We start from the raw sequence: 24,364 nt of genomic DNA on the forward strand, positions 1-24,364 counted from the left end.
AATCCAGTTTTATATATATCGGATCGATATGGAAACCAGGCATTTGCGCTACTTCCTGGCCGTGATCGATCACGGCAGCGTCAGTCGCGCGTCGGAATGGCTCGGTATCGCGCAGCCGGCGTTGAGCCAGGGACTGGGCCGCATGGAACGAGACCTGGGCGTGCGCCTGTTCGAGCGTTCGCGCCGAGGCGCCACCCCCACGCCCGCCGCGCTTGCCATCCTGGAAGATGTGCGCGCCAGCGTGGCGCGGATCGACGCGGCGGCGCAGCGGGCGCGCGAGATCGGCCGCGGCAGCGCGGGACAATTGACGGTCGGACTGGTGTCCTCGGCATTGTTCGACACGCTGCCTCGCGCATTGCGCGAGATGCGCCGGCTGGCGCCCGGGGTGCGGGTGATCCTGCGCGAAATGAGCAATGCCGAACAGGCTGAGGCCCTGCAGGCAGGCGAGATCGACATCGGCCTGATGCACACGCCGGTCGCGGTGGGCGGCCGTATGCGCGAACGCCAACTGTTGCGCGACCGGCTTGTGGCCGCGGTGCCGGATGAATTCGATGTGCCGGGCGACGGCCAGGTCACCATGGCGCAGATCGCGCAGGCGGGGTTGGTGATGTATCCGCAGTCCCAGCTGCCTTCGCTGTATGCAGGCATTCTGGACGCCATGCGCAAGGCAGGCCACGACGCCCATGTTGCGCAAGAGGCCAACCGCACGCTGACGGTGCTGTCCTGCGTGGCGGGCGGCTGTGGGGTGGCCCTGCTGCCCAGCTGGATCCGCTCGATGGATTTCCGCGGCGTGCGGTTCTGCGACGTGCGCGACGGCCAAGCCCTTCCCAGCTTCGACTTGAGCGCCATTTGGCCCGCTCGGTCCGTCCCCACGCTCGCAGACATGTTCGCCAATCTGGACCTGGGCGCGCGCTGAACCTGCGGCAACTTTCAACCAGCCTTCATCTACCCAGGCGAAACGCTTAAGCCAGGCTTAAAACGGGCCCTCTGCCGGAACTCGAAGTACGCGCCACGTCTAACAAGGAACGCGTATCTGGAGGGAGGTCATGGACCTGAACTGGCAGCAGCAACTGGCGGAAAGCGGGCTTTGGCTGGCGCGCGCGTTCGGCATTTCGGCCGTCGTGCTGGCGCTGGTGGTGTTCTTGCTCGCGCGCGGCACGGACTGGGGACGCAAGTTCTGGCGGCTGGCCTGGCCCTATCTCGATCCCCGGCGCAGTTGGCGGCCTCTGCTGACTTTGGCCCTGCTGCTGTTCCTGGCGATGTTCGCCGTGCGCATGACGGTGTTGTTTTCGTTCTGGTACAACGGGTTCTACAGCGCGTTGCAGGCGCTGGACCAGAGCGCATTCTGGCGTTTCCTGGGCATATTCTCGGTGCTCGCCTGTGTGCACGTCGTGCGCACGCTGGCCGACAGCTACGTCGGACAGGCGTTCGATATCCGTTGGCGCGTGTGGCTCAATGATCGTCTCACTCGCGATTGGTTGGGCGCGGGCGCCTACTACCGGGGCCACTTCGTGGACGCGCCCGTCGACAACCCTGACCAGCGTATCGAACAAGATATCGCCATGTTCGTGACGGGGTCGCGCACGCTGGCGATCGGGGCGTTGAGCGCGGTCGTGTCGCTGGTGGCGTTTACTTCGATATTGTGGGGCCTGTCTGGCGCCCTGACCGTGGCCGGCGTTGAAATCCCGCGCGCCATGGTGTTCATGGTGTATCTCTACGTGATCGTGGCGACCCTGTTCGCCTTCAAGATCGGGCGTCCGCTGATCAGGCTGAATTTCCTGTCCGAACGGCTGACGGCCAACTTCCGGTATGCCCTGGTCCGCCTGCGCGAGAACGCCGAGAACGTGGCGTTCTATCAGGGCGAGCACGTGGAACGCGCCACCCTGTGGACGCGCTTCTCCGCCTATATCGCCAATCTGTGGGCCCGCGTGTACCGGGGGCTGAAGTTCGACGGCTTTAACCTGTCGGTGAGCCAGGTGGCCGTGGTGTTCCCGTTCATTCTGCAGGCGCCGCGGTTTTTCAGCGGCGCCATCAAGCTGGGCGATGTCATCCAGACTTCGCAGGCCTTCGGGCAGGTGCAGGATTCGCTGTCGTTTTTCCGTACGTCTTACGACACCTTCGCGCAGTATCGCGCCACGCTGGACCGGCTGAATGGCTTTCTTGACGCCAACGAGGCCGCGCGGGCCTTGCCGTCCGTGCAGACTGAGTCCCTGCCCGACGGCCTGGATATTGAGGACGTGCGGGTGGCGCGGCCGGACGGCACGGTGCTGCTGCGCGATCTGAACCTGAGCCTGAAGCCGGGCCAGGCCTTGCTGATCAAGGGGCCCTCGGGCAGTGGCAAGACCACCTTGCTGCGCGCATTGGCTGGACTGTGGCCCTATGCGCAGGGTTCGGTGCGGCGTCCGCAGGGCGCGTCGGCATTGTTTCTGTCGCAGCGTCCTTACCTTCCGCTGGGCGACCTGCGCGGCGCGGTCGCGTATCCGGGGTTGGCGCAGCCCGAGGATGACGCTCGGCTGGCCGAGGCGTTGCGGCAGGTCAATCTGGGGCATCTGGCCAGCCGGCTGGATGAGGTGGCGGATTGGTCGCGCATACTTTCCATGGGCGAGCAGCAGCGCGTGGCGTTCGCGCGCGTGCTCTACAACCGCCCCGCCATTGTGTTCCTGGACGAGGCCACTTCAGCCACCGACGAGGGCCTGGAACACGCGCTGTACAGCCTGCTACGCACTGAAATCCCGTCATGCATGCTGGTCAGCGTGGGGCATCGCAGCACGTTGGACGCCTTCCATACGGACAGGCTGGATCTGGATGGCGCGGGTGGCTGGCGGATGGGCCCGATGGCGGCGGCCAGCCGCGCCGCGGAACGTCCGCGCCCGGTGAAAGCTCAGCCGGGCGGCTTGCAACGCGCGGCCGCCTGAGCGGCCCGCAGGCGGGCTTCAGGTGCCCACGCGCAGAGGACCGGTCAGCTTGCGCAGCGCGGCGATCACGCTTTGCGCGGTGATGCGGCCGGTCTTGGGATTGGCCGAGGGAATGTTCTGGATTTCCATCGAGAACGAGGCCGAGTCGGACACGACTTCGACGCGGTGCAGATTGCGTTCCAGGGAGGGGTCGGCCCAGATTTCCAGGGTGGTCTTGTCGGGACCTATGCCGGCCAGCGACACGCTGACCGCCACGTTCAGGTTGGCAGGAAAGCCCACGGCCGCTTCGCGGGGCGATCCGCGGAAAATCAGGCGCGGTTCGGTGATGTCCGCGATGTCGATGTTGTTGTCCGTCAGGTAAGGCGCGCCCAGCAGGCCGCGCACCGGCTTGCGCGTGATCATGGTGACGGAATGGATGACGCCTTCGGCCGCAGCGGTAATGGCGTCCAGGCCCAGGATGGCGCCCGAAGGCACCAGGATCTGGCCCTGGTGGCGGCGGGCGAGTTCGATCAGGTCGTCATGGCGCAGCAGCGCGCCGGAACTCAACACCACCATTTTCTTGCCCGCGCGCAGTACGGGCTCGGCAATGTCGCGGAACACGGCCGCAGGCGCGCATTCCACTACTACGTCGCAATGCTCGTGCAGGCCGTCGATGGTGGTATAGCGTGGCGCGGCCTGGGTCCAGGAAAAGGCCGGCGGGGCATTGGGGTCGCGCACCGCCACGGCGGTCAGCGTCAGGCCGGGCAGGCCGGCGTCCAGGGATTGCGCCACGGCCTGGCCGATGGCGCCGAAGCCGGCAATGCCGACGCGGTAGCTGTTCATAGGGGTCCAGAGTTGAGGCCGCGGCGCGCCGCGGGCGGTTCGAAAAGAAAAGGGCGCCCATTTGTGGCGCGCAAGTCTGCCGGCCACTTTAGCCAGCGTGCCGGCAGGCGTCAATGCGCAATGGCGGTCAGGGCCGACTACACTTTGCGCTTGAGCCGATGGAGCCCATGCATGCGCATACTTCCCGAATCACCAGGCGACCGCGACGCGATCTTCACATTGACGCAGGCCGCATTCAAAGATCACCCACATAGCCAGCACACGGAGGGCCACATCATCGACGCGCTGCGCGAGGCGGGCGCGCTGACGTTGTCGCTGGTGGCGCAGCTGGACGGACGTATCGCGGGCCACGTTGCATTTTCTCCGGTTGCGATCGGCGACGGCTCGCCGGGCTGGTACGGACTGGGGCCGGTGGCGGTATTGCCCGAGCTGCAAGGCCGGGGCATCGGCGCGGCCCTGATCCACGACGGTATCGCGCGCTTGAAGGCCCTGGGCGCGGCGGGTTGCGTGGTCATGGGGGACCCGGCGTACTACCAACGGTTTGGCTTCGCGCAGACACCGGCGCTGACCTATCCCGGCGTGCCGCCCGAATATTTCATGGCGCAGGTGTTCACGCGCCCGGCGCAAGGCCGGGTCACGTATCACCAGGGGTTCGACGCGGCGGCGTGACCATGGCGAGTCGGGGATGGCCCCGGCAGCATGAATTCCGCCCCGGCGTAATCGGTCGCGATGTCCGTGGCCCCCGATGCGAGCCGTTCGGCCCATTCGTCCAGCACGCGGCGTTCTTCCGCGCAGACCTTGGCGTTCAGCACCAGCCGCAGCGACGCGGCTTCCTCCAGTCCATAGCGGGTCACGCGGCCCACCGCCAGCGCGGCCGCGGCGTGGTCCGCGGCCGCGCGTTGCACGCACAGCCCTGAGTCGGCCAGCGCCGAAGCCAGATAGACCTGCGGATCGCGCGCCACCCAGTCCAGCACATTGCCGATCTGCCACACCCCGGTTTCGCGACAAACGCGCGTCACACCCTCGCGCCCGCCATCCATCATGGCGAACAGCACGCGGGCGTCGCGCGCGGCCAGCGCGCGCGTCCAGGCGGCGCCAAGCGCCGGATCGTGCTGATTGCCGCAGAACGCGGTAAGCGGATCCTGGCCGGTGACGCGGCGCACGCCGTCGGCATAGGCGGCGCGTCCCTTCAAGCCGGGCCGGACGCGTTCGCCGGACAGATGCGCGGCTCGCCCGTTACCGGCACGCAGGCCTGCCAGTACGCCGGCAAGAAAGGCCGAGTGTTCCTGCAGGATCTCGTAGGACGCGACGTTGGCGGCGGTGTGGTGGCCTTGAGTGATGGCGAATTGCGTGCGCGGATAGCGTGGCGCCACGGCAGCGACGGGTTCGTCGCCCTGGCCTCCATGCACGATGACCAGGTCCGGCCCCGTTGCGCACAACTGTGCAAGACGTTCTGCGCGCGCGGTGGCGTCGTTCGCGGCTATCCATTCCTGCCGCAGCGCTTGGCCCGCTTGCGCGGCGCGTTCGGCGCCGCGCAGCGCCGCTTCGTTGAAACCGCCGCGGCCCGGATGGCCGAACAGCACAAGCAGGCGGCGGGCGCTCACAGGCTGGCTCCCGTGGCACGTACGACCGGTCCCCAGTCCTCCGCCTGGCGCCTGACGAAGTCGGTGAACTCCGCGGGAGACTTGCGCGCCAGGACGAAGCCTTGTCCTTCGAGTTTGGCGCGTATGGCGGGCACGTCCAGCACCAGCGCAATCGCGTCGTTCAAGCGCTGCGATACGGCTTCGGGCAGACCCGCGGGTCCGGAGATGCCGATGAAGTTTTCGGCGATCAGGCCGGGATAGCCCAGTTGTCCCACGGCCGGGATGTCGGGTGCCTGCGGCACCGGCAGGCGGGTGGTGACAGCCAACAGGCGCAATTGGCCGGACCGCAGGAAGGGCAGGTTCTGCGGCAGGGCGTCCACCGCAAAGCGGATCTGGCCGCCCAGGAGGTCATTGCGCATGGCGCCCGAACCCTTGTACGGGATGTGTTGCAGGCGCGCGCCGGTCTGGCGGGAGTACAGCTCGCCCACGATCTGGCCCACCGAGGCCAGGCCGCCGCTGCCGTATTGCACGGGCTGCGCCTGCGCGCGGATCCAGGCGGTCAGCTCCGCGAAGTTGGAAACCGGCACCGAGGGATGGACGACGAACACCGTGGGCACCGCGCCCACGTAGGCGATGTGGTCGAAACTCGCGAGCGCGTCGTATCCGCCCTGCGGCATCAACGCGGGCGAGATTGACAGGGGCGCCGAATTGGACATCAGCAGGGTGTAGCCGTCGTTGGGCGCTTGCGCCACCAGGCTTGCGCCGATGGTCGACCCCGCGCCGGGTTTGTTTTCGATGACGATGGGCTGGCCCAGCTGTTCGGCCAGCACCGGCGCGATGACGCGCGCGGCGATGTCGCTTGCGCCGCCAGGCGGGAAGGTGACGATGAGCCGGATCGGACGCTCGGGCCAGGCGGATGCGCGCGCGCTGCGCGGCCGCGCCAAGGGCAGCGCCAGCGCGCCGGCAAGCATGAAGGTTCTTCGGGAAATCGGCATTGCGTGGTTTTCTACGTGGTTGCCGCAAGGGCGGCAAAGGGGCGTACTGTAGAAAGCCGTGCCGGGCGTGACAAAGATTTTGTAGCCGTTTGCTTATGCCCGCCGCGTCGCGCGGCGGGCATGTTTCACGCGTGCAAGGCGCGCTTTCAGCTGCCTTTCTGCGCTTGCGCCATGTAGTCCACGGTCAGGTTCGACAACGCGCGCACGCCGTTGATCAGCCCCGATTCATCGACGTAGAAGCGCGGCGAATGGTTGGGCGCGGCCTTTTCCACGTCCGTTCCCTTGGGCGTCACGCCCAGGTAGAAGAACATGCCAGGAACCTTTTCCTGATAGAAAGAAAAGTCCTCCGACGCCGTGGATTTGGGCTGCAGGCCGTAGTTGCCTTCGCCCGCGACGCGACGCAAGGTCGGGCCCATCTGCTCGGTAAGCGCTGGATTGTTGACGGTGGCGTTGTACAGCTCCACCACGCGCACGTCCGCCTTGGCGCCCGCGCTTTGCGCGATCATGTCGGCAGTGCGCGCGATGCGCTGGTGGATGTCCTTCTTCATGCCTTCGTCATACGTGCGTATGGTGCCCGTCATGGCGACGTTGTCCGGCACGATGTTCATGCGGTTGCCGCCGTGGATCGCACCCACGGTAATGACGGCCGGCTCCAGCATGCTGTTGATCTGTCTGCTGGGAATGGTCTGCAGGCCCAGGATGATCTGCGAGCTGACCACGATGGGGTCGATGCCCGACCAGGGGCGCGCGCCATGCGTCTGCTTGCCGGTGACGTCGATCCAGAACTGGTCGGCGGCGGCCATGGCGGGACCGCTGCGCCAGGAAAGCTTGCCCGCGGGATAGGCGCTGGACACGTGCAGGCCGAAGATGGCGTCCACCTTGGGGTTCTCCAGCACGCCTTCCTGCACCATCATTTTTGCGCCCCAGATTTTCTTGCCGTCGGGCTCGAAATCGGCCGGGCTTTCCTCGGCGGGCTGGAAGATGAATTTCACGCTGCCGGGGAGCTGGTCCTTCATGCCTGCCAGTACTTCGGCGGTAGCCATCAGGATGGCGGTGTGGGTGTCGTGGCCGCAGGCATGCATGACGTCCACTTCCTTGCCCAGGTAGGTACCCTTGGCCTTGGATGCGAAGGGGAGGTCGACTTGTTCCTTGACGGGCAGCGCGTCCATGTCGGCGCGCAGCGCGACCACGGGGCCGGGCTTGCCACCCTTGAGCACGGCAACTACGCCGGTGCCCGCCACGCCGGTCTTCACCTCCATGCCCAGCGCGCGCAAGTGGTCTGCGACCAGTTTGGCCGTGCGGTTTTCCTGGTTGCCCAGTTCGGGGTGTTCATGGATGTCGCGGCGCCACGCGATCAGCTTGTCTTCGATGGCCTTGGCGCGCTGGTCGATCTGGTCGGCCAGCGCGGGATTGGGCGCCGGCACGAGCGGTCCTTGGGTGCCCGGCGCGCTTTGGGCGGCGGCCGGACCCGCCATCAGCAAGTGCGCGGCGAGCGCCAGCGGCGCCAGGCGGAACAGCGGTTTGCGGTAAGGCATGTTTTGCTCTCCTCGTGGTTGTTAACCTGTTATTGGACGAGGATCTTACCGAAGCGCATGGCGGCGCGCGTGTTTGTTACGAACGCTTAAAAACAGGCCATTTTGATTCCGGCGGATGGAATTCCGCGAGCCGGAATCAGAGGCTCATGCCGGGCGCAGGAAGCGTTTGGCGTGACGGGCGAGAAACATCAGCGACAGCGCGGCGAGCAGCGATGCAGTGCCTGCTGCAAGCATCGCGGCATGGAAGCCGCCGGCCAGCGCTGCGGCGGTCAGCTCGCCCGCGTTGACGGGATGGGCTGGCAGTTCGTGCAAGGTGATGGCGGTGCGCGCCGCAGCCTGCGCATCGGGCTCGCCCAGCCGCGACAGCGATGCCGCCAGCGCGTCAATGGCGCGTCCGCTCATCAGCGCGCCCAGAAGCGCGATGCCTATCGTCATACCTGTCTGGCGCAGCGCATTCATGGTGGCCGACGCCATGCCGGAGCGCTCGCGCGGCACGGTGGCCATCACCGCCATGCTGGTCGAGGGAACCGCCAGGCCGGTACCCAGCCCCAACAACACCAATAGGGAGCCGGACACCGCATAAGACGTGTCAAGGTCGAAGCGGGTCATGCCCAGCATGGCCGCGCCGATGAATGCAAAGCCGGCGATCATCAAGCGGGGCAGGCCGAAGCGCAGATTGAGCCGCCCAAACACCAGCGATACGAGCCCTGCGGCAGCAAACTGCGGCGCCAGCTGCCAGCCGGTGGCGAGCGGCGACAGCCCCCGCACGTGCTGCAGATAGATCGAAAAAAAGAACAGGCTGCTGTAGGCGGAAAAGCCCAGCACGAAGGACGCGAAATTCGTGATGGCGAAGCCGGCGTCGCGGAACAGGCCCAGGGGCAGGATGGGCCGCGCCGCGCGGTGTTCGACCCCCAGGAAGGCAAGCAGCCCGACCACCGCGATGGCGAGCGCGGCGATGGCCTCGGGCGCTGCCCAGCCATGTTCGCCCGCCGCGATCAAACCATAAGTCAGCGCGCCCAGCCACAGCACGCTGAGCGCCTGGCCTGCGGGATCGAAAGCCGCGTGTTCAGGATGGGCGCTTTCCGTGATGCTCCAGGCACCCAGCGCGATGGCCAGCGCGCCCACCGGCAGGTTGATCAGGAAGATGCTCTGCCAGCTGAAGTGGGCGACCAGCACGCCGCCCAGCATGGGGCCGACAATGAGCGAAATGGCATTGCAGGAAGCCCATATGCCGATGGCCTGGGCGCGTTCCTTGGGGTCGGGAAATGCCTGGGTCAGCAGCGACAGCGCGCCGGGCACCAGCAGGGCTCCGGCCACGCCCTGCACGGCGCGGCCGATCAATAGCGCCGTCAAGTTGTCGGCCAGGCCGCATAGGGCGGAACCCGCGGTAAACAGCAGCACGCCGGCCAGCCATGAACGCTTGCGGCCGTAACGGTCGCCCAATGGTCCGGCCGAAAGCATGAAGGCCGACAGGAACAGGGCGTAAGCGTCCACGACCCACTGCAGCCCGGCCATGTCGATGCGCAGGGCTGCCTGCATGGTGGGCAAAGCCACGTTGACGATGCTGATGTCTAGAATGGTGATGAAGCTGCCCAGGTTGACGGCAAGAACCAGGGCGCGGCGGCGTGCGGGATGCATGGCGGGGCGCGGAGTCGAGGGAAGAGGTATTCTATTCATCGACCGACCGTCGGTCAATGGAAAGAAGAACGATTCTCAAATTTTGTCCGAGGCCCCGCGCCTCCTCTACACTGGCGCCTTGCCGTTGAACCGACCTTGCACGATATGCCTGCCGTTCCTGTCGATCCGTCTTCCCTGCCTGGCCAGGACGCCGCTTCCAAGCCCCGTACCAAGCCAGCCGCCGTGCGGCTGGATGAACTGATGGCGGCGGCGGAAGCGCTCTTCATCCAGAAGGGGGTCGAAGCCACCACCATCAACGAGATCGTCGAGCGCGCGGGCGTGGCCAAGGGCACGTTCTATCACTACTTCACATCGAAGAACGACATGCTGGCGGCGCTGCGCGCCAAGTTCTCGCAAGGGTTCCTGGACCACATCGACCGGGAGGTCGACGCCTGTGAAGCAAACGACGGGGTCGCGCGGCTGCGCGCCTGGACCCGCGCCGGCGTGCAAGCCTATTTCGATGGCTATGAACTGCATGACGTGGTGTTCCACGACGCCCAGCATCCCGACCGCGGCGTGACCGAGAAAAGCGCCGTGCTGCAACAGCTGGAAGCCATCCTGGAGGCCGGCGCGCGCGCCGGCTGCTGGAGCTTGGACGATACGGCGCTGACCGCCATCGTGCTGTACCACGGCATGCACGGCGCGGTGGATGCCTGCATCGCGCAGGGCAGGCGGGACGCGGAAGCGTTGTCCGGCCTCCTGTCGGCGATGTTCCTGCGCACGTTGGGTGCGAGCGCCGGCTGAGCGTCCAGGCCCAGCCGGCCCGTTGCGATTCCCGTTATTGCAGCTTGATGCCCAGTTCCTTGATAAGCGGTTCCATGTCCGCCCGGTCGGCTTCGATGGTCGCCGCGAGCGCTTCGGGCGTGCTGCCGATGGGGATCATGCCCAGGGTTTCCATCTGCGACCGCATCGCCGGATCCTTCAGGATGTCGGCGACCGACTTCTGGATCAGCGCCACGCGATCATCGGGGATACCGGCCGGAGCCATCAAGCCGATCCATGGCTGCGGCGCATAACCTTTCAAGCCGGATTCTTCCAGGGTGGGCGTATCGGGCAAGCCGCCGAAGCGTTCGGGGCTGGTGATGGCCAGCGCGCGCAGGCGGCCGCTGTCGATCAGGCCTTTGGAACTCGACGGCGCGTCCAGTCCCACATCGAGCTGGCCACCGATCAGGTCGTTCTGCGTTTTGCCCGACGAGGACGAAGGCACGTACAAGGCCTTGATACCGGCGCGGCGTGCCGTCTGTTCCCAGACAAGGTGAAAGGCAGTGCCGATGGAGAACGACCCGACGCTCAGATTGCGGGCGCGGCTTTCGCGCACGAAGTCTTCCCAGGTCTTCAGCGGGCTGTCCTTCGGCACGATGAAAATGAACGGCGTGCGCGCCACCAGAGAGATCGGCTTCAAGTCCTTCTGCGTATCGAAAGGCAGACTGTCCACCGCGAAGGGGACGATGGTGACGGACGAGGCTACCACCATGCCCAGCGTGTAGCCGTCCGGCGCCGATTTGACCAGTGCGCCGGTGCTGATGATGCCGGAGGCGCCCGGCTTGTTTTCGACCACTACGGGCTGGCCCCAGGCGGCGCCGAGCTTGCTGGCCAGGACGCGCAACATGACGTCCACGGGTCCGCCCGGAGGATTGGACACGATGATCTTTACGGGTTTGTCGGGATAGGCGGCGTTGGCCGCCAGCGGCGCCAGCAGGGCAAGCGCGAACGCGATTTGCTTGAACATGGAACGTCCCCTTTGGTTTATGCCAGGATTTGCATATGCGGAGCCTCGGGCCAACCAGGCGCGTCGCCCCGGATGAAGGCGATCCACGCCTGCTGCGTGGCCAGCGCGAGCTGTTGCGCCTGGTGCGGCGGCAGGCCGCCAAGCATGGGCGCGCCAGAGAAGGCGGGCAGCGTGTCGAAGACGAACGGCAGCTCGATGCAATGGCAGGCGCCGAAGCGCGGCGTGGGGGCCACGTCGAAGCGCGCCAGCCAGGCGTGGCGGCCCTGGGCGACGGCGTCATCGGCCCACTGGCGCGACGGGGCGCCGAACACGGCTTCGCCCAATTGCTGGTCGGACGGGTCCGTGCCATTGCCGGGAAAGGCGGCCATTTCATCCCGGGTGTAGCAGACCAGCACGTCGGCGCGGGAAGCGGCCCGCTTGAGCGCGGGCGCGATATCTCGAGGCAGGATCTGGCCGTCCAGCACCGGCGCGAATTGGCTGCGGCTGCTGCCTTCGGCGCGTAGCACCTCGGCGACGGCGGGCGCCTGCTGTGCCTGCAATAGAGCGGCCACCGGAAGTTCGCGGGCAGCGTCCAGCGTATCGGCGCCAGCGGCGCGCAGAAAGGCCTGTCCCAGCGCATCGGCCTGCTCCGCGCTGCGAAAGCCCCGGCCCAGCGCCGCGCTTTGCAGGATGGCGCGGGCAAAGCGCGGCTTGCGCGCAAGCATGGCGCAGATCGAGGACGCGCCAGCGGATTGCCCCATGACCGTGATCCGCTCCGGATCACCGCCCAGGTCCTGGACATTGTCCAGCACCCAATCTATGGCCGCCTCCTGGTCCAGGAGGCCCGCGTTGGCTGTCTGGCCGGGCACGTACAGCCAGCCCAGCGCGGCCAGGCGGTAGTTGACCGCGACCACCACCATATCGCCGCGCTGCGCCAGGTTGGCGCCGTCATACCAGTCCAGCGCGCCACCGCCGCTTTGCCAGGCGCCGCCGTGCAGCCACACGACCACGGGCCGTCGCTTGTTGTCGGCGGCCGGCGTCCATACGGTCAGGTGCAGGCAGTCCTCGGATTGCGCGGCGTGGAAGTCACCCATGGCGCCGCGCAGGCGTGAGGGCAGCTGCGGCGCGACCGGCCCGGGCCGGGTGGCGTCCAGATTGCCGTGCCAGGTGCCGGGCTGCGGTGGCGCGAAGCGCAGCTTGCCGACCGGCGCCTGCGCATAGGGAATGGCGCTATAGCGGCAAACGCCGTTGTTGCGCACGCCGGTCAGCGTGCCTGCCGGCAGCGCTGCCTGGACGAACTCACTCATATCCTGCCCCTTGTTGTCTAGTCTGCGATCCTCCGCGGCAGGCGCCGCGGAGGTCGGACTATGGTAGGGAGGAATGGGCCGAGCCAGGCATGCAGGTTTTGAACATTGCCATGCGCAATCCGCATGGCTGGCTGACGGGCGGGCGCGCGGCCGCTACCTGGCGATGCGCGCGTCCAGACTATTGTCCGCCAGGGCCTGCGCCTGGGCTCGCGACATGCCCAGGTGGTCGTACAACGCGTGGAAGTTCTCGTTGACGTAGCCACCAAAGTACGCGGGATCGTCGGAATTGACCGTGACCTTCACGCCGGCGTCCAGCAGGGAAAGAATGTTGTGGTCCCGCATATGCTCGAACACGCGCAGACGGGTGTTGGAAAGCGGACAGACCGTGAGAGGGATCTGCTCGTCGATGAGGCGTGCGATCAGCTCGGGATCTTCGGCGGCGCGCACCCCGTGGTCGATACGCAGCACCTTCAGCAGATCCAGCGCTTCCCAGATGTATTCCGGCGGGCCTTCTTCGCCCGCGTGCGCGACAGCGGGCAGGCCTTCGGCACGCGCGCGATCGAACACGCGCTGAAAAAGACGCGGGGGAAATCCCTTTTCGCTGCTGTCCAGCCCCACGGCGATAAATGCGTCGCGATGCGGCAGCGCGGCCTCCAGCGTGCGCATGGCCTGCTCTTCGGGCAGGTGGCGCAGAAAGCTCAGGATCAGCCCGCTGCTTACGCCCAACTGCTTGCGGCCGTCCTCAAGCGCCTGGCTGATGCCGGACAGCACCGCCTCGAAGGGCACGCCGCGGTCGGTGTGGGTCTGCGGATCGAAGAACGGTTCGGTGTGCACGACGTTCTGTTCGCGGCATTTCAGCAGATACGCCCAGGTCAGGTCGTAGAAGTCCTGTTCGGTGCGCAACACGTCCGCGCCCCGGTAGTAGAGGTCCAGGAATTCCTGGAGGTTGCCGTAGTTGTAGGCGGCGCGCAGGGATTCGATGTCCGGCCATGGCAGCGCCACGCCATTGCGCTGTGCCAGCCGGAACAGCAGCTCGGGTTCGAGCGAGCCTTCCAGGTGCAGGTGCAATTCCGCCTTGGGCAATGCGTTGAGCCAGTCGTACATGGGGTGCTCCGATCAAAAAATGTTGCCTGCCCAGGATACCGCGCAACGCGCGGCTCCGGCTCAGGCCGTCAGCGCGATAGCGTCGGCCTGGATGGCGAGCTGAAGTTGGGCGGCGAAGGCGCGCGCCTGCCGCGTGCTGGGGCGGTCGCGGCGCCAGATGGCAGCCAGCGGAGATTTGCGCAGGACCGGCCTGTCGGGCAGGACCACCAGTTCGCCACGGGCCTGCCGGATGGCCGCCACGCTGCCGGGCAGCATCCACAGGTACAGGCCGTCCAACAGCATTTCGCGGCCGAATTCCAGTGACAGGGCGCCGATCATATCCGGAATCGCCAGGCCGGCCTGGCGCAGCGACATTTCCAGTTCTCCGCGAATGCGGCTGCCGGGCAGGGCGGTAATCCAGGGATAGGCCACGTAGTCGGCCAGCTTGGCGCCCGGTTGGCTGGCCAGTGGGTGATGCGTGGCGCAGGCCAGCACCACGGGATCTTCCAGCAAGGTGGTGGAGCGGTAGATCTGCGGATTGACGGTGGACGAGAAGCGGCTGATCAGCACGTCCAGCGCGCCTGCATCCAGGTCTTCGATCAGCCGTTCGTGTGTGCCGATTTCAATGGTCAGCGTGATGCGCGGGTAAGCCTGGCGATAGGCGCGCGCGGCTTCGGCCACCGGCCATCCCGCAAACATCGAAAAACAGCCCACCGTCAGGCTGCCTTCGTCGCCGCGCGATACCGCGGCAAGATCGATTTCAGCCTTGCGGAAGTCGGTAAGCAGCAGCCGGGCGTGGCGGCACATGGTTTCGCCCAGCGGTGTGCAGGTCGTGCCCTTGGCCGTGCGTTCGAACAGCCGCGCGCCCACCAGTTCCTCGATCTCGGCAATGGCGCGAGACAATCCGGATTGCGTGCTGTGCAACTGCGCAGCCGCCTTGGACAGATTGCCCAATTCGGCGACGGTCAGCACGATTTCCAGGTGCCGGATGCGGAGCTTGCCTCGGAACGGTGTCATGGCGCGGGTCGGAAAAGGAGGTGCCGATTATTCTCCCCCGCCGCGCGCTTGGCAACGGCGCCGGGCATGCGCCCCGGCGGGTTTCGGATATAGTTCGCGCCAGACTGATCATCGGAAGCGCGGCGCGGAACCGGTCCTGCGGCCGACAAGATAACAGGGGCAGCCATGAATGCAGCGGGAGTCCGACACCGTCGGGCTCTTGCCCTGGTATTCGAATGACGCGAGCGTTTTCCAGTACTGGTTTGCACCCGCAGGCCGCTGACGGCGGCCCTGGTTTCATTGCGCGGCCTGGGCCGCATTTCATCCGGTAGCTTCATGACTCGTAAAGCCTTGTTTGTTTCGACCTTCGTCTTGCTCCTGTGCGTGGCGCTCACCGCGCTGTTCTGGCGCTACCAGTTCGCCCACATGCCGTCCTCCCTGCGCAGCCTGGTCGAGGGGCAGGTGGGCGAGGGCATGCATATCTATGGCGAGTCGCCGCGCAAGGACCGTGAAGTCGAGCGAGCCTTGCTGGCGGAGGCGCAGCGTGGCGACGCCGCGGCCCAGTACATGCAGGGCATGGTGCTGGAGCAGTTGGACATGGCCGCGGCGCTGCGCTGGTACGAAGCGGCCGCGGCCCAGGGATACGAAGCCGCGATCCAGCGCTTGCGGCAACTGCGTGAGCAAGCCCTGGCAAATCAGGCGCGGCCTTGAGCGGTCGAACCCCCTCTCCCGCGGATCCTCGCGCCCGCTTCGTGTCCGGGCCCATGGGCCCGCACGTGCTGGAAATGGTCTTGACGGGCTGGGCCAGCATGTTGGCGGTGTTCGCAGTCGAATTCCTTTCGCTGCTATACCTGGGCACGCTCAAGGATGAGGCCGTGCTGGGCGCGGTAGGCTTCGGGTCGATGACGCAGTTCACCATCACCTCCGTCTGCATTGGCGTGACCGTGGGCGGCGCGGCCCTGGTGTCCCGCTCACTCGGGGCGGGGGATGTGCCGCGCGCCCGCGCGCTGGCTGGCGCGTCGCTGGTGCTGATGGCTGCCGCCGCGCTGGCGTCCGGCGTGTTGTTCATGGCCGCGATCGGCCCGTTCACCGCAGCCATCGGCCTGGCAGAGGACGTGCGCGCGCATCTGTTGTCCTATGTGCTCATCACGACGCCGTTCACCGTGGTGATGGGCATGGGCATGATGCTGTCCAACCTGCTGCGCGCCGCAGGTCACGGCCGACAATCCATGTGGGTGCTGCTGGCGGGCACGGCTACGGTAGCCGTATTGGACCCCTTGGTCATCTTTGTGCTGGACGGTGGCATGGAGGGGGTGGCATGGGCGGGCGGTATCGGCCGCGTGGCGACGGTGGCACTTGGCGCCTGGCTGGTCTTTCGCAAGCATCGCCTCGCGGCCTGGCCGGCGGGTGCGGCGTTGCGCGCGCATGTGGGCGCGATCGGCCGTATCGCCTTGCCCGCCGCATTGACGACGCTGGCGACCCCCGCCGCGGTGATTTTCACGGTATCCACATATGCCGGCTTCGGCTCCAGCGTGATGGCGGGCGCCACGGTCGTGGATCGGGTGCTGCAATTGGCCTATGCCTTGTTTTTCGTGCTGCCAGGCGCGATCGGGCCCATCCTCGGGCAGAACCTGGGCGCGGGGCAGTGGGATCGCGTGCAGGACGCGGCGCGCCTGACCACGCGCTGGTCCCTGATGTATGGCTTTTCCGTCGCCGCCGTGCTGGCCGTCCTGGCCCCCTGGATGCCTGACGTGTTCCAGGTGACCGGGCCGGGGCGTGACCTGATCATTTTTTTCTGCCGCTACGGAAGTTTCGCCTGGGCGCTCAACAGCCTGTATTTTGTCGCCATAGCGGTGTTCAACAACCTGGGATACGCCACGTATTCCACCGTCATAGGCTGGCTGCGCGCCACCGTGGGCACGCTGCCTTTTGTCTGGTTGGGGGCGCACTATGGCGGCCCCGAAGGCGTGCTGGCGGGGCAGACGACGGGCTTCGCCCTGTTCAGCCTGATCGCCATGCTGTTGTGCCGGCGCGTGCTGCGGGCGCCGCCCGCAAGCCTCGCGGCGGTGGCGAGGCAGGCCGCCTAGTGCCGTTGCGGCGCGGCTTTCAGCCGCCCGGCTCTTGGCGGGTCAGGCTGGCGGAGCTGCCGGGGGCGCGTTCGATTTTGACCGCTGGTCGCGGTACGATCCGGGCTGACTTCGATTTTTCAGGATTGCCATGCGTCAGCGTTCCGTACGCCTTCGAATCGACACTTTCTCCCGCTTGCTGCTGGGCGCAGCCTTTAGTGCCGCCGCAGCCGGGGCCGCTCATGCGCAAGGGCCCGCGTCGGCCACCGGATCGCGCGCCCAGCCCTCGGTGCCGGTGCAGACGTTGCCGGCCCTGACGCCCAAGCGCAGCTTCGACGATACGCCGGCGGCGCCGGTCGAGGGCCGGGCCGGCCAGGCGTTGCCTCCCAGTTCCGCCGCGCCCGCGCCGGCAACCTTGCCTGCACCGGCCTCGGCGCCTGCTCCCGCAACCTTGCCGGCTCCGGCCGCGGCGCCGGCGGCGACTGCCGCTCCTGCCGCAACGGCGGCTCCCGCCGCGGCAGCCGCTCCGGCCGCCACCGCCACAGTAGCTCCCACGGTCATCATTCCGTCCGAACTGGACACCAAGGCCTGCATCGCCAAGCTGCGCAAGGGCGCCACGGCCAACGGCCTGACCGTGGCCGACTGGGACAAGTACACCGCCAACGCCAAGCTGCTGCCCACCACCGTCGCGTCCGCCAAGGGCCAGCCCGAGGGGCGTGAAGCCTGGTGGGACTACATCGCCAAGACCGTGGACGAAGAGCGTGTGCGCGACGGCCTCGCCGTGCTGGCCAAGTACGGTCTGCAGCTGTCGACCATCAGCCAGCAGTACCAGGTGGACCCGGCCACGCTGGTCGCCATCTTCGGCATCGAAACCAACTACGGCCGCCAGGTCGGCAAGACCAATGTGCTGGACGCGTGGCTGACGCGGGCCTGCACCGAGAACAAGCCGCTGTGGGAAAAGAACGCCTACGCCTCGGTGCGCCTGCTGCGCGACGGGACGGTGCCCGCGGACAACTTCGTCGGCTCCTGGAGCGGCGCCTTCGGCATGACGCAGTTCATCCCGACCTCGTTCTATGAATTGGCCGCCGATGGCGACGGCAACGGCAAGATCGATCTGTACAACTCCTTGCCCGACGCGCTGGCTTCCACTGCAAACCACCTGCGCAAACGCCGCGCCAAGTGGACGCATAGCCTGCCCGCAGTGATCGAAGTGCGCGTGCCGGCGGAACTGGCCGCCGCGATCCCGGCTTCGCCTGACGCGGAGTACGTGGGCTCGCAGGACCGCCGCACGATCGCGCAATGGGCCCAGGCCGGCGTGAAGCAGGGCAACGGTTCGGCCCTGAAGCTGCCGTCGGGCAATGATGAACAAGCCTATCTGTTTGCGCCCACGGGCTCGGCCGGCCCCGTGTTCCTGGCGACCGTCAATTTCGACGCCATCCTGCATTACAACCAATCCCGCCGCTATGGCCTGGCGGTCTCGATGCTGCTCAACCGTCTGCAGGGTGGACCGGACCTCGTCGCTGCCTGGCCCACGGATGATCCGGGCCTGTCGCGCGCGCAGATCAAGGAACTGCAGGAAATGCTCTACGGCCTGGGTCATGACGTGGGCGTGGCCGACGGCATTCCGGGCAGCAAGACCCGCGATGCCGTGCGCGAAGAACAGGTCAAGCGCAATCTGCCCGAGGACGGCCGCGTGGGTAAACGCATCTACGACGCCATCAAGGCCACTTGGCCGCCCGCCGCGTATCGCGCGCGCCCGGAGGGCCAGGGGTGACGCCGGTATCGGGCACGCAGGGCTACGGCGAAAACGCCGCGGCCCTGGCCGACCAGTACGAGAGCATCGCGTTCGCGGATGTGCATCGTGATGTGGCGCACCTGATTCCCGCGGCACCCTCGCGCATTGCCGACATAGGCGCGGGATCCGGGCGCGACGCCGCCGCGCTGGCGCGGATGGGACACGCGGTCGTAGCAGTTGAACCGACGCCGGAATTGCGCCAGGAGGGCCAGCGCCGCCACGCGTTGCCCAACCTGGAGTGGGTCGATGATGCCTTGCCGGATCTGGCGCTCCTGCGCCGGCAGGGCCGGGCGTTCGACGTGATCATGCTGACGGCCGTATGGATGCATCTGGATGCCGACGAGCGTCGCCAGGGCATGCAGGCCCTGGCAGCGCTGTTGGCGCCGCAAGGCCAGATCCTGATGTCGCTGCGGCATGGCCCGGTGCCGCCCGGGCGCCGCATGTTCGACGTGCCGGCGCAGGAAACGATCGCGCTGGCGGCGGACCACGGGCTGTCTTCGCATCATCTCAGCGAGCGCGAGGACATGCTGGACCGTGCCGACGTAAGCTGGAGCTTCCTGGGTCTGCGCCGCGGCTGAAGCCGGCGCCTGGCGGGGCTCGGCCGAGGGGCTTCGTCCATTGGATGATGGCCCGGCACGCGGGCCGCCAGTATCATGTCCGGCCCTGACATCTGCTTCTTCTGCTATCCCAGCCATGCCCGCCGTGCGACTCCCCGATGCTTTTCAGACCGCCCGACTGCAGGCGCGGCGCATGGACGAGACCCATTTTTCGTTCATCGCCGCCATGCATGCGGACGAACGGCTCATGGCCACCATGGGCGGCACACGGAACACATCGGCCAGCCGCCGTTATCTATTGCAGAACATCGAACACTGGGCCGAACAAGGCTTCGGCATGTATGTGCTGACCGAGCGCGCTAGCGGCCTGCTGGCGGGACGCGCCGGCCTGAAACGCACCCAGGCCAGGGGGCGTGACGAAATCGAGGTGGCTTACGCCTTCCTGCCCGGGAGCTGGGGCATGGGATATGCCACCGAAATTTCCCGGGCGTTGCTGGCGATGGGTTTTACACGCCTGTCCGTGGACGCGCTCGCTGCCGTGGCCCTGGAACAGAACGCCGCGTCGTGTCGGGTGCTGGAAAAGTGCGGCATGCGCCAGATCGGCAGGACGGGTGAAGGCGGCGCCGAGAAACGGCGCTACGAAATCACCCGCGCCGAATGGCCAGGAACGCATGCGGATACGGCGGCTGGCTCGGCGCATCGGCGCTAAGATTCGGGTATGAGCACCAAGCAGATCCCCGACGACGACCCGCCGCCCGTTCCCCCCGAAGCGCCCGCGCCCGAAGAATGTTGCAACAGCGGCTGTATTCCTTGCGTCTATGACACCTACAACGAGGCCATGGACGACTACCGCGAAGCGCTGAAAGCCTGGCGAGCCAGGCATCCGGAGCCGTCCAAAGGCTAAGGCGGGAGGGCGTCAACCCGCCAGTTTCATGTGAATGATGGGAAAGGGCCGGCCCGCATCGTCGTGCGCCGAGCGGCCCACGTCCTCGAATCCGTAGTGCTTGTAGAAGCCGTGGGCCTGGGGATTCTGTTCATTGACGTCCACCAGCAGGGTGCCGTGCAGCGAACGCGCGAAGTTCAACAGGCGCCGGCCCGCGCCCTTGCCGCGTTTGTTTGCGTCCACGAACAGCATTTCGACCTTGTTGCCGTTCAGGCCCATGAAGCCGGCGACTTCGCCGGCGTCGTCCTCACAGACCCAGACCCGCACGGAAGGCAGGTAGGTGTTGAGCACCTGCGGGTACATGGCCTGGATTTCCTTTTCCGTCAGGAATGTGTGCGTGGCGCGTACCGAACGGAGCCAGATGTCCACCAGGGCCAGATCGTCGCCGTGGTTGCGTTCTCGGATATTCATTTTTCTAATGGTTTTACAGGTCGGATGCCGGCGCGGTCCTTGGCTGCGCCGGGCTTCTTGCCGCTAGAGGCCTGCGCGGTAGAGCTCGGTCGCCGCCAGGACGGTTTCCATCTGCACAGTATGCGCGAAAACGAAGCGGTCGCCGTAGACGGTTTCATCCGGAAACTCCGAAATAAGCGCCAGGGGCAGATCTTCGCGTTCGCTTTCGCTGACCTGCACCGGGATGCCGTTCAGTACGTCGAATCCGGTTTCGAGCGCATGGGCGTGGAATAGTTCAAGCTGTCGGGCATTGAATTCGACCAGGCCGGGGACGGCGCGGGCCAACCTGGCGGTTACGCCTTCGATCAGCCGGCGGGCGCGTTCGCCCCAGCCCGGATGATGGCGCAGCACCAGGAAGAAGCCTTTGGGTATGGTCCACAGTTCGAAATGGCGCGGCAGGTAGCCGGAAAGCGGCCGGGTCCATTCGTGGGCGGGGTAGCCATGCAGGTTGATGTGCAGCTGCGCGCCGCTGATGGCATGCGCCTGGTGGCGGCCATCGCGTTCAAAGAACGGGGCGCGTTCGCGGTAGGCGATGTCGTCGCCCAGCGCGCTGTAGCGCGAGGCGTGCAGCATGTGGCGCGGATGGTGTTCGCGCAGACGGTTGAAAAGCGCATAGCCGTCCGGGTTCTCGGCGGCGATCAGGGCGAAATGCGCATCGCCGCGGGCCGCCAGCGTCTGCGCCGCGCGCAGGGCGCCGACGATGCCTGAGGTTTCGTTGGCGTGTTGGGCGCCCGAGATGAATACCGCCGGGCCGGGACCGCGCAGGTAGGTGCCCAGTACCGGGCGGCCCTGGCGCGATACCGCCTGGAAGGCGTCGCCGCCGAACGCCGCCATGCAGCCGGCGATCTGTCCGGCCGACAGCGGTTCGCGGACCTGGGCCAGCGGCGTGCCGAGAGCGGAGGGAGCGACCGGCGCCAGCGCCGCGAAGGGCTCCAGCGAGATTTGCACGCGCGCCGCGCCATCGTGGCGGCGGATGTCGGGAATGATCTGGCCGGGCTGCAGGCCGCGGTCGCCTGACGGACGGCCGGAGTGCTGCTGGAAATGTTCCAGCAACGAGAAATAGATGTCTTCGTGCAGCGCTTCGAAGGTGCTGACGATTTCCTCGTCCACGGGCAGGGCGAAATCGATGCCCGGCAGGTCCACGCGGATTTCCAGGCGTTCGAAGTAGGGTTCGTGCGCGCCCCAGGCATGGTTGCGCACCGTATCGACGATGGCGCGGAACGCCAGCTGGTACTCCGTGGCCTGGGCGGCATCGGTCTGCAACGTGCCCTCGGCGTCGCGCACGCGCAGCCAGCCGGTGGGAGAGAGTTCGGGTGTGCCGTCCTGCGCGTATCCGATCTGGTTGGGGGCGTAGACGCGGGTGTCGATCTTGCGCCCGTCGGCGTAGCGCAGGCTGACGTCGTAGTGCAGGTCGCTTGCGCCGGGCAGCAGGGTGACGTCTACGCCGTCCAGCAGCGCGATCAGCGGGTAGGCTTCGAGCGTGAAACGCTTGGCCTGCGCGTGCTCATGCAGCGGGTAGCGGACGGCGACGGACCTCAGCCCTTCGCGGTCCACTTCTTCCAGGAAGAAATGCAGCAGCGGCTTGTAGGCGCTGCGAAAACGCGCGGTCACGCCGGCCTGTGCAAGGCGTTCCTGCGCCGCGCGCCGCGCGTCGACACCTTCGAACAGCCAGCCCTCCACGACGGCGCCGCGCCAGGCCGGCGCCATGTAGGCGTGCGTCCAGGCGTCCAGCGTGCGGTCGAATGTTTTTTCCAGCAAAGACATCTTCAACAGTCCTCAAAATTCCGGTGGGGCAACCGGGCCGGCGCGCAGCGCACGCCATGCACAAGAATAGCCGCCCCGCCGCCGAGCCGCCTCAAGGCGGGGCCGCCCCCTTGGGGGGCAGCAAGCGAGTGCAACGAGCGCCGCGTGGGGGCTCACACCGCGGGTTCACAATTTGCCGGTCGGGTCCAGGCGGTCGCGCAGCCAGTCGCCCAGCAGGTTCAGGCCCAGCACCGTCAGCATGATGGCCAGGCCCGGAAAGACGCTGACCCACCAGGCCGTCTGCATATAGGTGCGGCCATCGGCAAGCATACCTCCCCAGCTGGGGATCATGGGATCCACGCCCAGGCCCAGGAAGGTCAGGCTGCTTTCCAGAAGGATGTTGTTGGCGACGTTCAGGGTCATCAGGATCACCAGCGGTCCCAGCAGGTTGGGCACAATGTGGTGGCGGATCATGGCGAGGTCGCGCACGCCGAACGCGCGGGCGGCCAGCACGAACTCGCGTTCGCGCAGCGCCAGCACCTGGGCGCGCACCAGGCGCGCATACTGCACCCACTGCGACACGATCATGAAGAAAATGACGTTGAACAGTCCGCCGCCCAGGATGGCGATGAACGTAATGGCCACCAGGATGAACGGCAGCGCCAGCTGCACGTCGGCAAAGCGCATGACGATCATGTCCCAGAAGCCGCGGTAATAGCCGGCAATCAGGCCCATGATGATGCCCAGTAGCGCGCCGCCGACGACGGAGGCGAAGCCCACGGTCAGCGAAATCTTGCCGCCGACGATCACCCGGGCCAGCACGTCGCGGCCCAGCGGGTCGGTGCCAAAAGGATGCGCAGCCGACGTAAAGGGCGCAGTCAGGCGGGCGGCCAGATCCATGGCTTCGCCGCCGTCCGGAAACAGCCAGCCGGAGGTCAGCACCAGCAAGATCATGGTTCCGGTCAGCAGCGCGCCCAGCACGAATTCCAGCGAGCGGTAGCGGCTGCGGGGTTTTGCCGCTGTGGGAGCGGCGGCGGTGGGGGTAGTAGTCTGCATAAGGCTCAGCGCGTGCGGATGCGGGGGTCGACGATGCCGTAGGCGATGTCGACGATCAGGTTGACCAGGACGATGACGGCGGCCAGCACGGTAACCGTGCCTTGCAGGACCGGGTAGTCGCGGCCGGAGATGGCATCGAAAGCCAGCGTGCCCAGGCCGGGCCAGTTGAAGACCATTTCAATAACGACGATGCCGCCGATCAGGCCGCCGAATTGCAGACCCAGGTAAGTGATGAGCGGAATCGCGCAGTTGCGCAGCGCATGTTTGTACAGCACCACCCGCTCCTTCAGGCCCTTGCTGCGCGCCACCATGATGTACTGCGCGGACAGCGTCTCCAGCATGGTGGTGCGCACCAGGCGGATATTGGTGGCGCTGAGGATGATGGCCATCGTCAGCGACGGCAGCACGAGGCTGGCCGGCCCGCTCCAGCCAGACGGCGGCAACAGCGGGAATGTGATCGACAGCAGCAGCACCAGCATCAAGGCCAGCCAGAAGTTGGGGAAAGACAGCCCCACCAGCGACAGGATGCGGATGGCCTGGTCGGTGGCCTTGCCCCGCTTGATGGCAGCCTGGATGCCCAGCGGCAGCGAGATCAGGATGGACGCCAACAGCGAGGTAAACGCCAGCATCAGCGTGGCGGGCAGGGCGTCGCCGATCAGCTTGGCGACGGATGTGCCGCCCATGAAGCTACGCCCGAAGTCGCCGTGCAGCAGTCCTTGCATGTAGGACAGGTATTGTTCATGAAAGGGACGGTTCAGCCCCAGCGCCTGGCGGATATTGGCCAGGTCCTGCTCGGTGACGCTGCCCGATCCCTGGCTGAGCATCAACGCAGGGTCGCCGGTCAGGCGCACGGCATAGGAGACGAGCAGCGTCACGGCCACGATCACGAAGACGGCCTGCAACACGCGTTTGATGAGAAATCCGGTCATAAATCGCCGCCCCGGCTTGCGCCGGGACGGTCGGTGGGGTTAATGCGTCAAGGCAGCGCCAATACCACACGAAAGCTGCCCTTTCGGTCGTTCATGGCGCCATCGCACCACCAGCAACCGGTCTGGCCCCAGCGGGATGCCACGGAGCCGGCTTTGCCGGTCCGTAGGCATGCCCCCCTGGGGGGGAAGCGCGTAGCGCTTCGG

General features: G+C 66.7%; 23 protein-coding genes. 10 read left to right on the top strand and 13 right to left on the bottom strand.

The annotated features are described in order from the left end of the window. Positions 1-28 precede the first annotated feature (28 nt). Both VCS63_RS20545 and VCS63_RS20550 read left to right on the top strand, forming a co-directional pair. Positions 29-916, top strand: coding sequence for a LysR family transcriptional regulator (locus VCS63_RS20545; RefSeq protein ID WP_164794081.1), 888 nt, complete (start codon positions 29-31; stop codon positions 914-916). A gap of 130 nt (positions 917-1,046) precedes the next feature. Next, the gene (locus VCS63_RS20550; RefSeq protein WP_042794283.1) at positions 1,047-2,915 is read left to right on the top strand and encodes an ABC transporter ATP-binding protein/permease; all 1,869 of its coding nucleotides are present in this window, start codon (positions 1,047-1,049) and stop codon (positions 2,913-2,915) included. 18 nt (positions 2,916-2,933) lie between these two features. On the opposite strand, the gene VCS63_RS20555 is transcribed toward VCS63_RS20550, so the two are convergent. Next, the gene (locus VCS63_RS20555) at positions 2,934-3,737 is read right to left on the bottom strand and encodes an aspartate dehydrogenase (protein ID WP_063641255.1); all 804 of its coding nucleotides are present in this window, start codon (positions 3,735-3,737) and stop codon (positions 2,934-2,936) included. Positions 3,738-3,908: 171 nt separating this feature from the next. On the opposite strand from VCS63_RS20555, the gene VCS63_RS20560 reads away from it, so the two are divergent. Beyond that, positions 3,909-4,406 (top strand): GNAT family N-acetyltransferase, encoded by a 498-nt coding sequence (locus VCS63_RS20560; protein ID WP_164794083.1) that lies wholly within the window; start codon positions 3,909-3,911, stop codon positions 4,404-4,406. On the opposite strand, the gene VCS63_RS20565 is transcribed toward VCS63_RS20560, so the two are convergent. The 4 genes from VCS63_RS20565 to VCS63_RS20580 all read right to left on the bottom strand — a co-directional run bounded on the left by VCS63_RS20565 (position 4,379) and on the right by VCS63_RS20580 (position 9,488). Next, positions 4,379-5,341 (bottom strand): BMP family ABC transporter substrate-binding protein, encoded by a 963-nt coding sequence (locus VCS63_RS20565; protein ID WP_323880896.1) that lies wholly within the window; start codon positions 5,339-5,341, stop codon positions 4,379-4,381. The two genes, VCS63_RS20560 and VCS63_RS20565, sit on opposite strands and share 28 nt — an antisense overlap. After that, positions 5,338-6,315, bottom strand: a complete 978-nt coding sequence (locus VCS63_RS20570) for a tripartite tricarboxylate transporter substrate binding protein (RefSeq protein WP_323880897.1) — start codon at positions 6,313-6,315, stop codon at positions 5,338-5,340. Before VCS63_RS20570 ends, VCS63_RS20565 begins: the two co-directional genes overlap by 4 nt. Before the next feature lie 146 nt (positions 6,316-6,461). Beyond that, positions 6,462-7,850: an amidohydrolase gene (locus tag VCS63_RS20575; RefSeq protein ID WP_063641258.1), complete on the bottom strand. Its 1,389-nt coding sequence runs from the start codon at positions 7,848-7,850 to the stop codon at positions 6,462-6,464. A gap of 144 nt (positions 7,851-7,994) precedes the next feature. Beyond that, the gene (locus VCS63_RS20580; RefSeq protein WP_149064248.1) at positions 7,995-9,488 is read right to left on the bottom strand and encodes an MFS transporter; all 1,494 of its coding nucleotides are present in this window, start codon (positions 9,486-9,488) and stop codon (positions 7,995-7,997) included. Positions 9,489-9,632: 144 nt separating this feature from the next. Between VCS63_RS20580 and VCS63_RS20585 the strand changes: the two genes are divergently transcribed. Further along, entirely contained in the window at positions 9,633-10,271 is a 639-nt protein-coding gene (locus VCS63_RS20585) for a TetR/AcrR family transcriptional regulator (RefSeq protein ID WP_063960516.1), read from the top strand. 34 nt (positions 10,272-10,305) lie between these two features. Here VCS63_RS20585 and VCS63_RS20590 read toward each other — a convergent pair whose 3' ends face one another. From VCS63_RS20590 to VCS63_RS20605, 4 genes are all read right to left on the bottom strand, one after another. Further along, the gene (locus tag VCS63_RS20590; RefSeq protein ID WP_063641261.1) at positions 10,306-11,256 is read right to left on the bottom strand and encodes a Bug family tripartite tricarboxylate transporter substrate binding protein; all 951 of its coding nucleotides are present in this window, start codon (positions 11,254-11,256) and stop codon (positions 10,306-10,308) included. Positions 11,257-11,273: 17 nt separating this feature from the next. Then, positions 11,274-12,542, bottom strand: a complete 1,269-nt coding sequence (locus tag VCS63_RS20595; protein ID WP_323880898.1) for a carboxylesterase/lipase family protein — start codon at positions 12,540-12,542, stop codon at positions 11,274-11,276. 153 nt (positions 12,543-12,695) lie between these two features. Further along, positions 12,696-13,646, bottom strand: coding sequence for an adenosine deaminase (locus VCS63_RS20600; RefSeq protein ID WP_063960518.1), 951 nt, complete (start codon positions 13,644-13,646; stop codon positions 12,696-12,698). 60 nt (positions 13,647-13,706) lie between these two features. Beyond that, positions 13,707-14,642, bottom strand: coding sequence for a LysR family transcriptional regulator (locus VCS63_RS20605; RefSeq protein ID WP_042794275.1), 936 nt, complete (start codon positions 14,640-14,642; stop codon positions 13,707-13,709). 315 nt (positions 14,643-14,957) lie between these two features. Between VCS63_RS20605 and VCS63_RS20610 the strand changes: the two genes are divergently transcribed. From VCS63_RS20610 to VCS63_RS20635, 6 genes are all read left to right on the top strand, one after another. Further along, on the top strand, positions 14,958-15,332 hold the full coding sequence (locus VCS63_RS20610; protein ID WP_042797196.1) for a hypothetical protein: 375 nt from the start codon (positions 14,958-14,960) through the stop codon (positions 15,330-15,332). Then, a complete protein-coding gene (locus VCS63_RS20615) occupies positions 15,329-16,708 on the top strand; it encodes an MATE family efflux transporter (RefSeq protein WP_323880899.1) in 1,380 nt (459 codons plus the stop codon). Before VCS63_RS20610 ends, VCS63_RS20615 begins: the two co-directional genes overlap by 4 nt. A 130-nt stretch (positions 16,709-16,838) precedes the next feature. After that, positions 16,839-18,461 carry a lytic murein transglycosylase gene (locus VCS63_RS20620; protein WP_323880900.1) on the top strand — a complete coding sequence of 541 codons (1,623 nt, stop codon included), beginning with the start codon at positions 16,839-16,841 and terminating at the stop codon, positions 18,459-18,461. Beyond that, positions 18,458-19,060 (top strand): class I SAM-dependent methyltransferase, encoded by a 603-nt coding sequence (locus VCS63_RS20625; protein WP_042794272.1) that lies wholly within the window; start codon positions 18,458-18,460, stop codon positions 19,058-19,060. The genes VCS63_RS20620 and VCS63_RS20625 overlap by 4 nt, the downstream gene beginning before the upstream one ends. Positions 19,061-19,175: 115 nt before the next feature. After that, a complete protein-coding gene (locus VCS63_RS20630; RefSeq protein WP_063960522.1) occupies positions 19,176-19,748 on the top strand; it encodes a GNAT family N-acetyltransferase in 573 nt (190 codons plus the stop codon). Positions 19,749-19,757: 9 nt separating this feature from the next. Next, a complete protein-coding gene (locus tag VCS63_RS20635) occupies positions 19,758-19,943 on the top strand; it encodes an oxidoreductase-like domain-containing protein (protein ID WP_063641267.1) in 186 nt (61 codons plus the stop codon). Between the two features lie 12 nt (positions 19,944-19,955). Here the strand turns inward: VCS63_RS20635 and VCS63_RS20640 are convergent, their stop codons facing one another. The 4 genes from VCS63_RS20640 to VCS63_RS20655 all read right to left on the bottom strand — a co-directional run bounded on the left by VCS63_RS20640 (position 19,956) and on the right by VCS63_RS20655 (position 24,160). Beyond that, positions 19,956-20,393, bottom strand: coding sequence for an acetyltransferase (locus VCS63_RS20640; RefSeq protein WP_042794269.1), 438 nt, complete (start codon positions 20,391-20,393; stop codon positions 19,956-19,958). A gap of 63 nt (positions 20,394-20,456) precedes the next feature. Next, positions 20,457-22,196, bottom strand: coding sequence for a peptidase M14 (locus tag VCS63_RS20645; RefSeq protein ID WP_323880901.1), 1,740 nt, complete (start codon positions 22,194-22,196; stop codon positions 20,457-20,459). 165 nt (positions 22,197-22,361) lie between these two features. Then, positions 22,362-23,231 (bottom strand): ABC transporter permease, encoded by an 870-nt coding sequence (locus VCS63_RS20650; RefSeq protein ID WP_063641269.1) that lies wholly within the window; start codon positions 23,229-23,231, stop codon positions 22,362-22,364. 5 nt (positions 23,232-23,236) lie between these two features. Then, positions 23,237-24,160 (bottom strand): ABC transporter permease, encoded by a 924-nt coding sequence (locus VCS63_RS20655; RefSeq protein WP_042794267.1) that lies wholly within the window; start codon positions 24,158-24,160, stop codon positions 23,237-23,239. Positions 24,161-24,364 lie beyond the last annotated feature (204 nt).

Source organism: Achromobacter sp. D10 (genome assembly GCF_035282245.1).
GTDB lineage: Bacteria > Pseudomonadota > Gammaproteobacteria > Burkholderiales > Burkholderiaceae_B > Achromobacter > Achromobacter insolitus.

Excerpts from the sequence above, each read along its gene's own strand:
- VCS63_RS20590 (WP_063641261.1), bottom strand. The coding sequence starts at position 11,256 with ATGTTCAAGCAAATCGCGTTCGCGCTTGCCCTGCTGGCGCCGCTGGCG.
- VCS63_RS20595 (WP_323880898.1), bottom strand. The coding sequence starts at position 12,542 with ATGAGTGAGTTCGTCCAGGCAGCGCTGCCGGCAGGCACGCTGACCGGC.
- VCS63_RS20550 (WP_042794283.1), top strand. The coding sequence starts at position 1,047 with ATGGACCTGAACTGGCAGCAGCAACTGGCGGAAAGCGGGCTTTGGCTG.
- VCS63_RS20645 (WP_323880901.1), bottom strand. The coding sequence starts at position 22,196 with ATGTCTTTGCTGGAAAAAACATTCGACCGCACGCTGGACGCCTGGACG.
- VCS63_RS20575 (WP_063641258.1), bottom strand. The coding sequence starts at position 7,850 with ATGCCTTACCGCAAACCGCTGTTCCGCCTGGCGCCGCTGGCGCTCGCC.
- VCS63_RS20650 (WP_063641269.1), bottom strand. The coding sequence starts at position 23,231 with ATGCAGACTACTACCCCCACCGCCGCCGCTCCCACAGCGGCAAAACCC.
- VCS63_RS20570 (WP_323880897.1), bottom strand. The coding sequence starts at position 6,315 with ATGCCGATTTCCCGAAGAACCTTCATGCTTGCCGGCGCGCTGGCGCTG.
- VCS63_RS20610 (WP_042797196.1), top strand. The coding sequence starts at position 14,958 with ATGACTCGTAAAGCCTTGTTTGTTTCGACCTTCGTCTTGCTCCTGTGC.
- VCS63_RS20640 (WP_042794269.1), bottom strand. The coding sequence starts at position 20,393 with ATGAATATCCGAGAACGCAACCACGGCGACGATCTGGCCCTGGTGGAC.
- VCS63_RS20600 (WP_063960518.1), bottom strand. The coding sequence starts at position 13,646 with ATGTACGACTGGCTCAACGCATTGCCCAAGGCGGAATTGCACCTGCAC.
- VCS63_RS20655 (WP_042794267.1), bottom strand. The coding sequence starts at position 24,160 with ATGACCGGATTTCTCATCAAACGCGTGTTGCAGGCCGTCTTCGTGATC.
- VCS63_RS20580 (WP_149064248.1), bottom strand. The coding sequence starts at position 9,488 with ATGCATCCCGCACGCCGCCGCGCCCTGGTTCTTGCCGTCAACCTGGGC.
- VCS63_RS20635 (WP_063641267.1), top strand. The coding sequence starts at position 19,758 with ATGAGCACCAAGCAGATCCCCGACGACGACCCGCCGCCCGTTCCCCCC.
- VCS63_RS20545 (WP_164794081.1), top strand. The coding sequence starts at position 29 with ATGGAAACCAGGCATTTGCGCTACTTCCTGGCCGTGATCGATCACGGC.
- VCS63_RS20560 (WP_164794083.1), top strand. The coding sequence starts at position 3,909 with ATGCGCATACTTCCCGAATCACCAGGCGACCGCGACGCGATCTTCACA.
- VCS63_RS20555 (WP_063641255.1), bottom strand. The coding sequence starts at position 3,737 with ATGAACAGCTACCGCGTCGGCATTGCCGGCTTCGGCGCCATCGGCCAG.
- VCS63_RS20630 (WP_063960522.1), top strand. The coding sequence starts at position 19,176 with ATGCCCGCCGTGCGACTCCCCGATGCTTTTCAGACCGCCCGACTGCAG.
- VCS63_RS20620 (WP_323880900.1), top strand. The coding sequence starts at position 16,839 with ATGCGTCAGCGTTCCGTACGCCTTCGAATCGACACTTTCTCCCGCTTG.
- VCS63_RS20585 (WP_063960516.1), top strand. The coding sequence starts at position 9,633 with ATGCCTGCCGTTCCTGTCGATCCGTCTTCCCTGCCTGGCCAGGACGCC.
- VCS63_RS20605 (WP_042794275.1), bottom strand. The coding sequence starts at position 14,642 with ATGACACCGTTCCGAGGCAAGCTCCGCATCCGGCACCTGGAAATCGTG.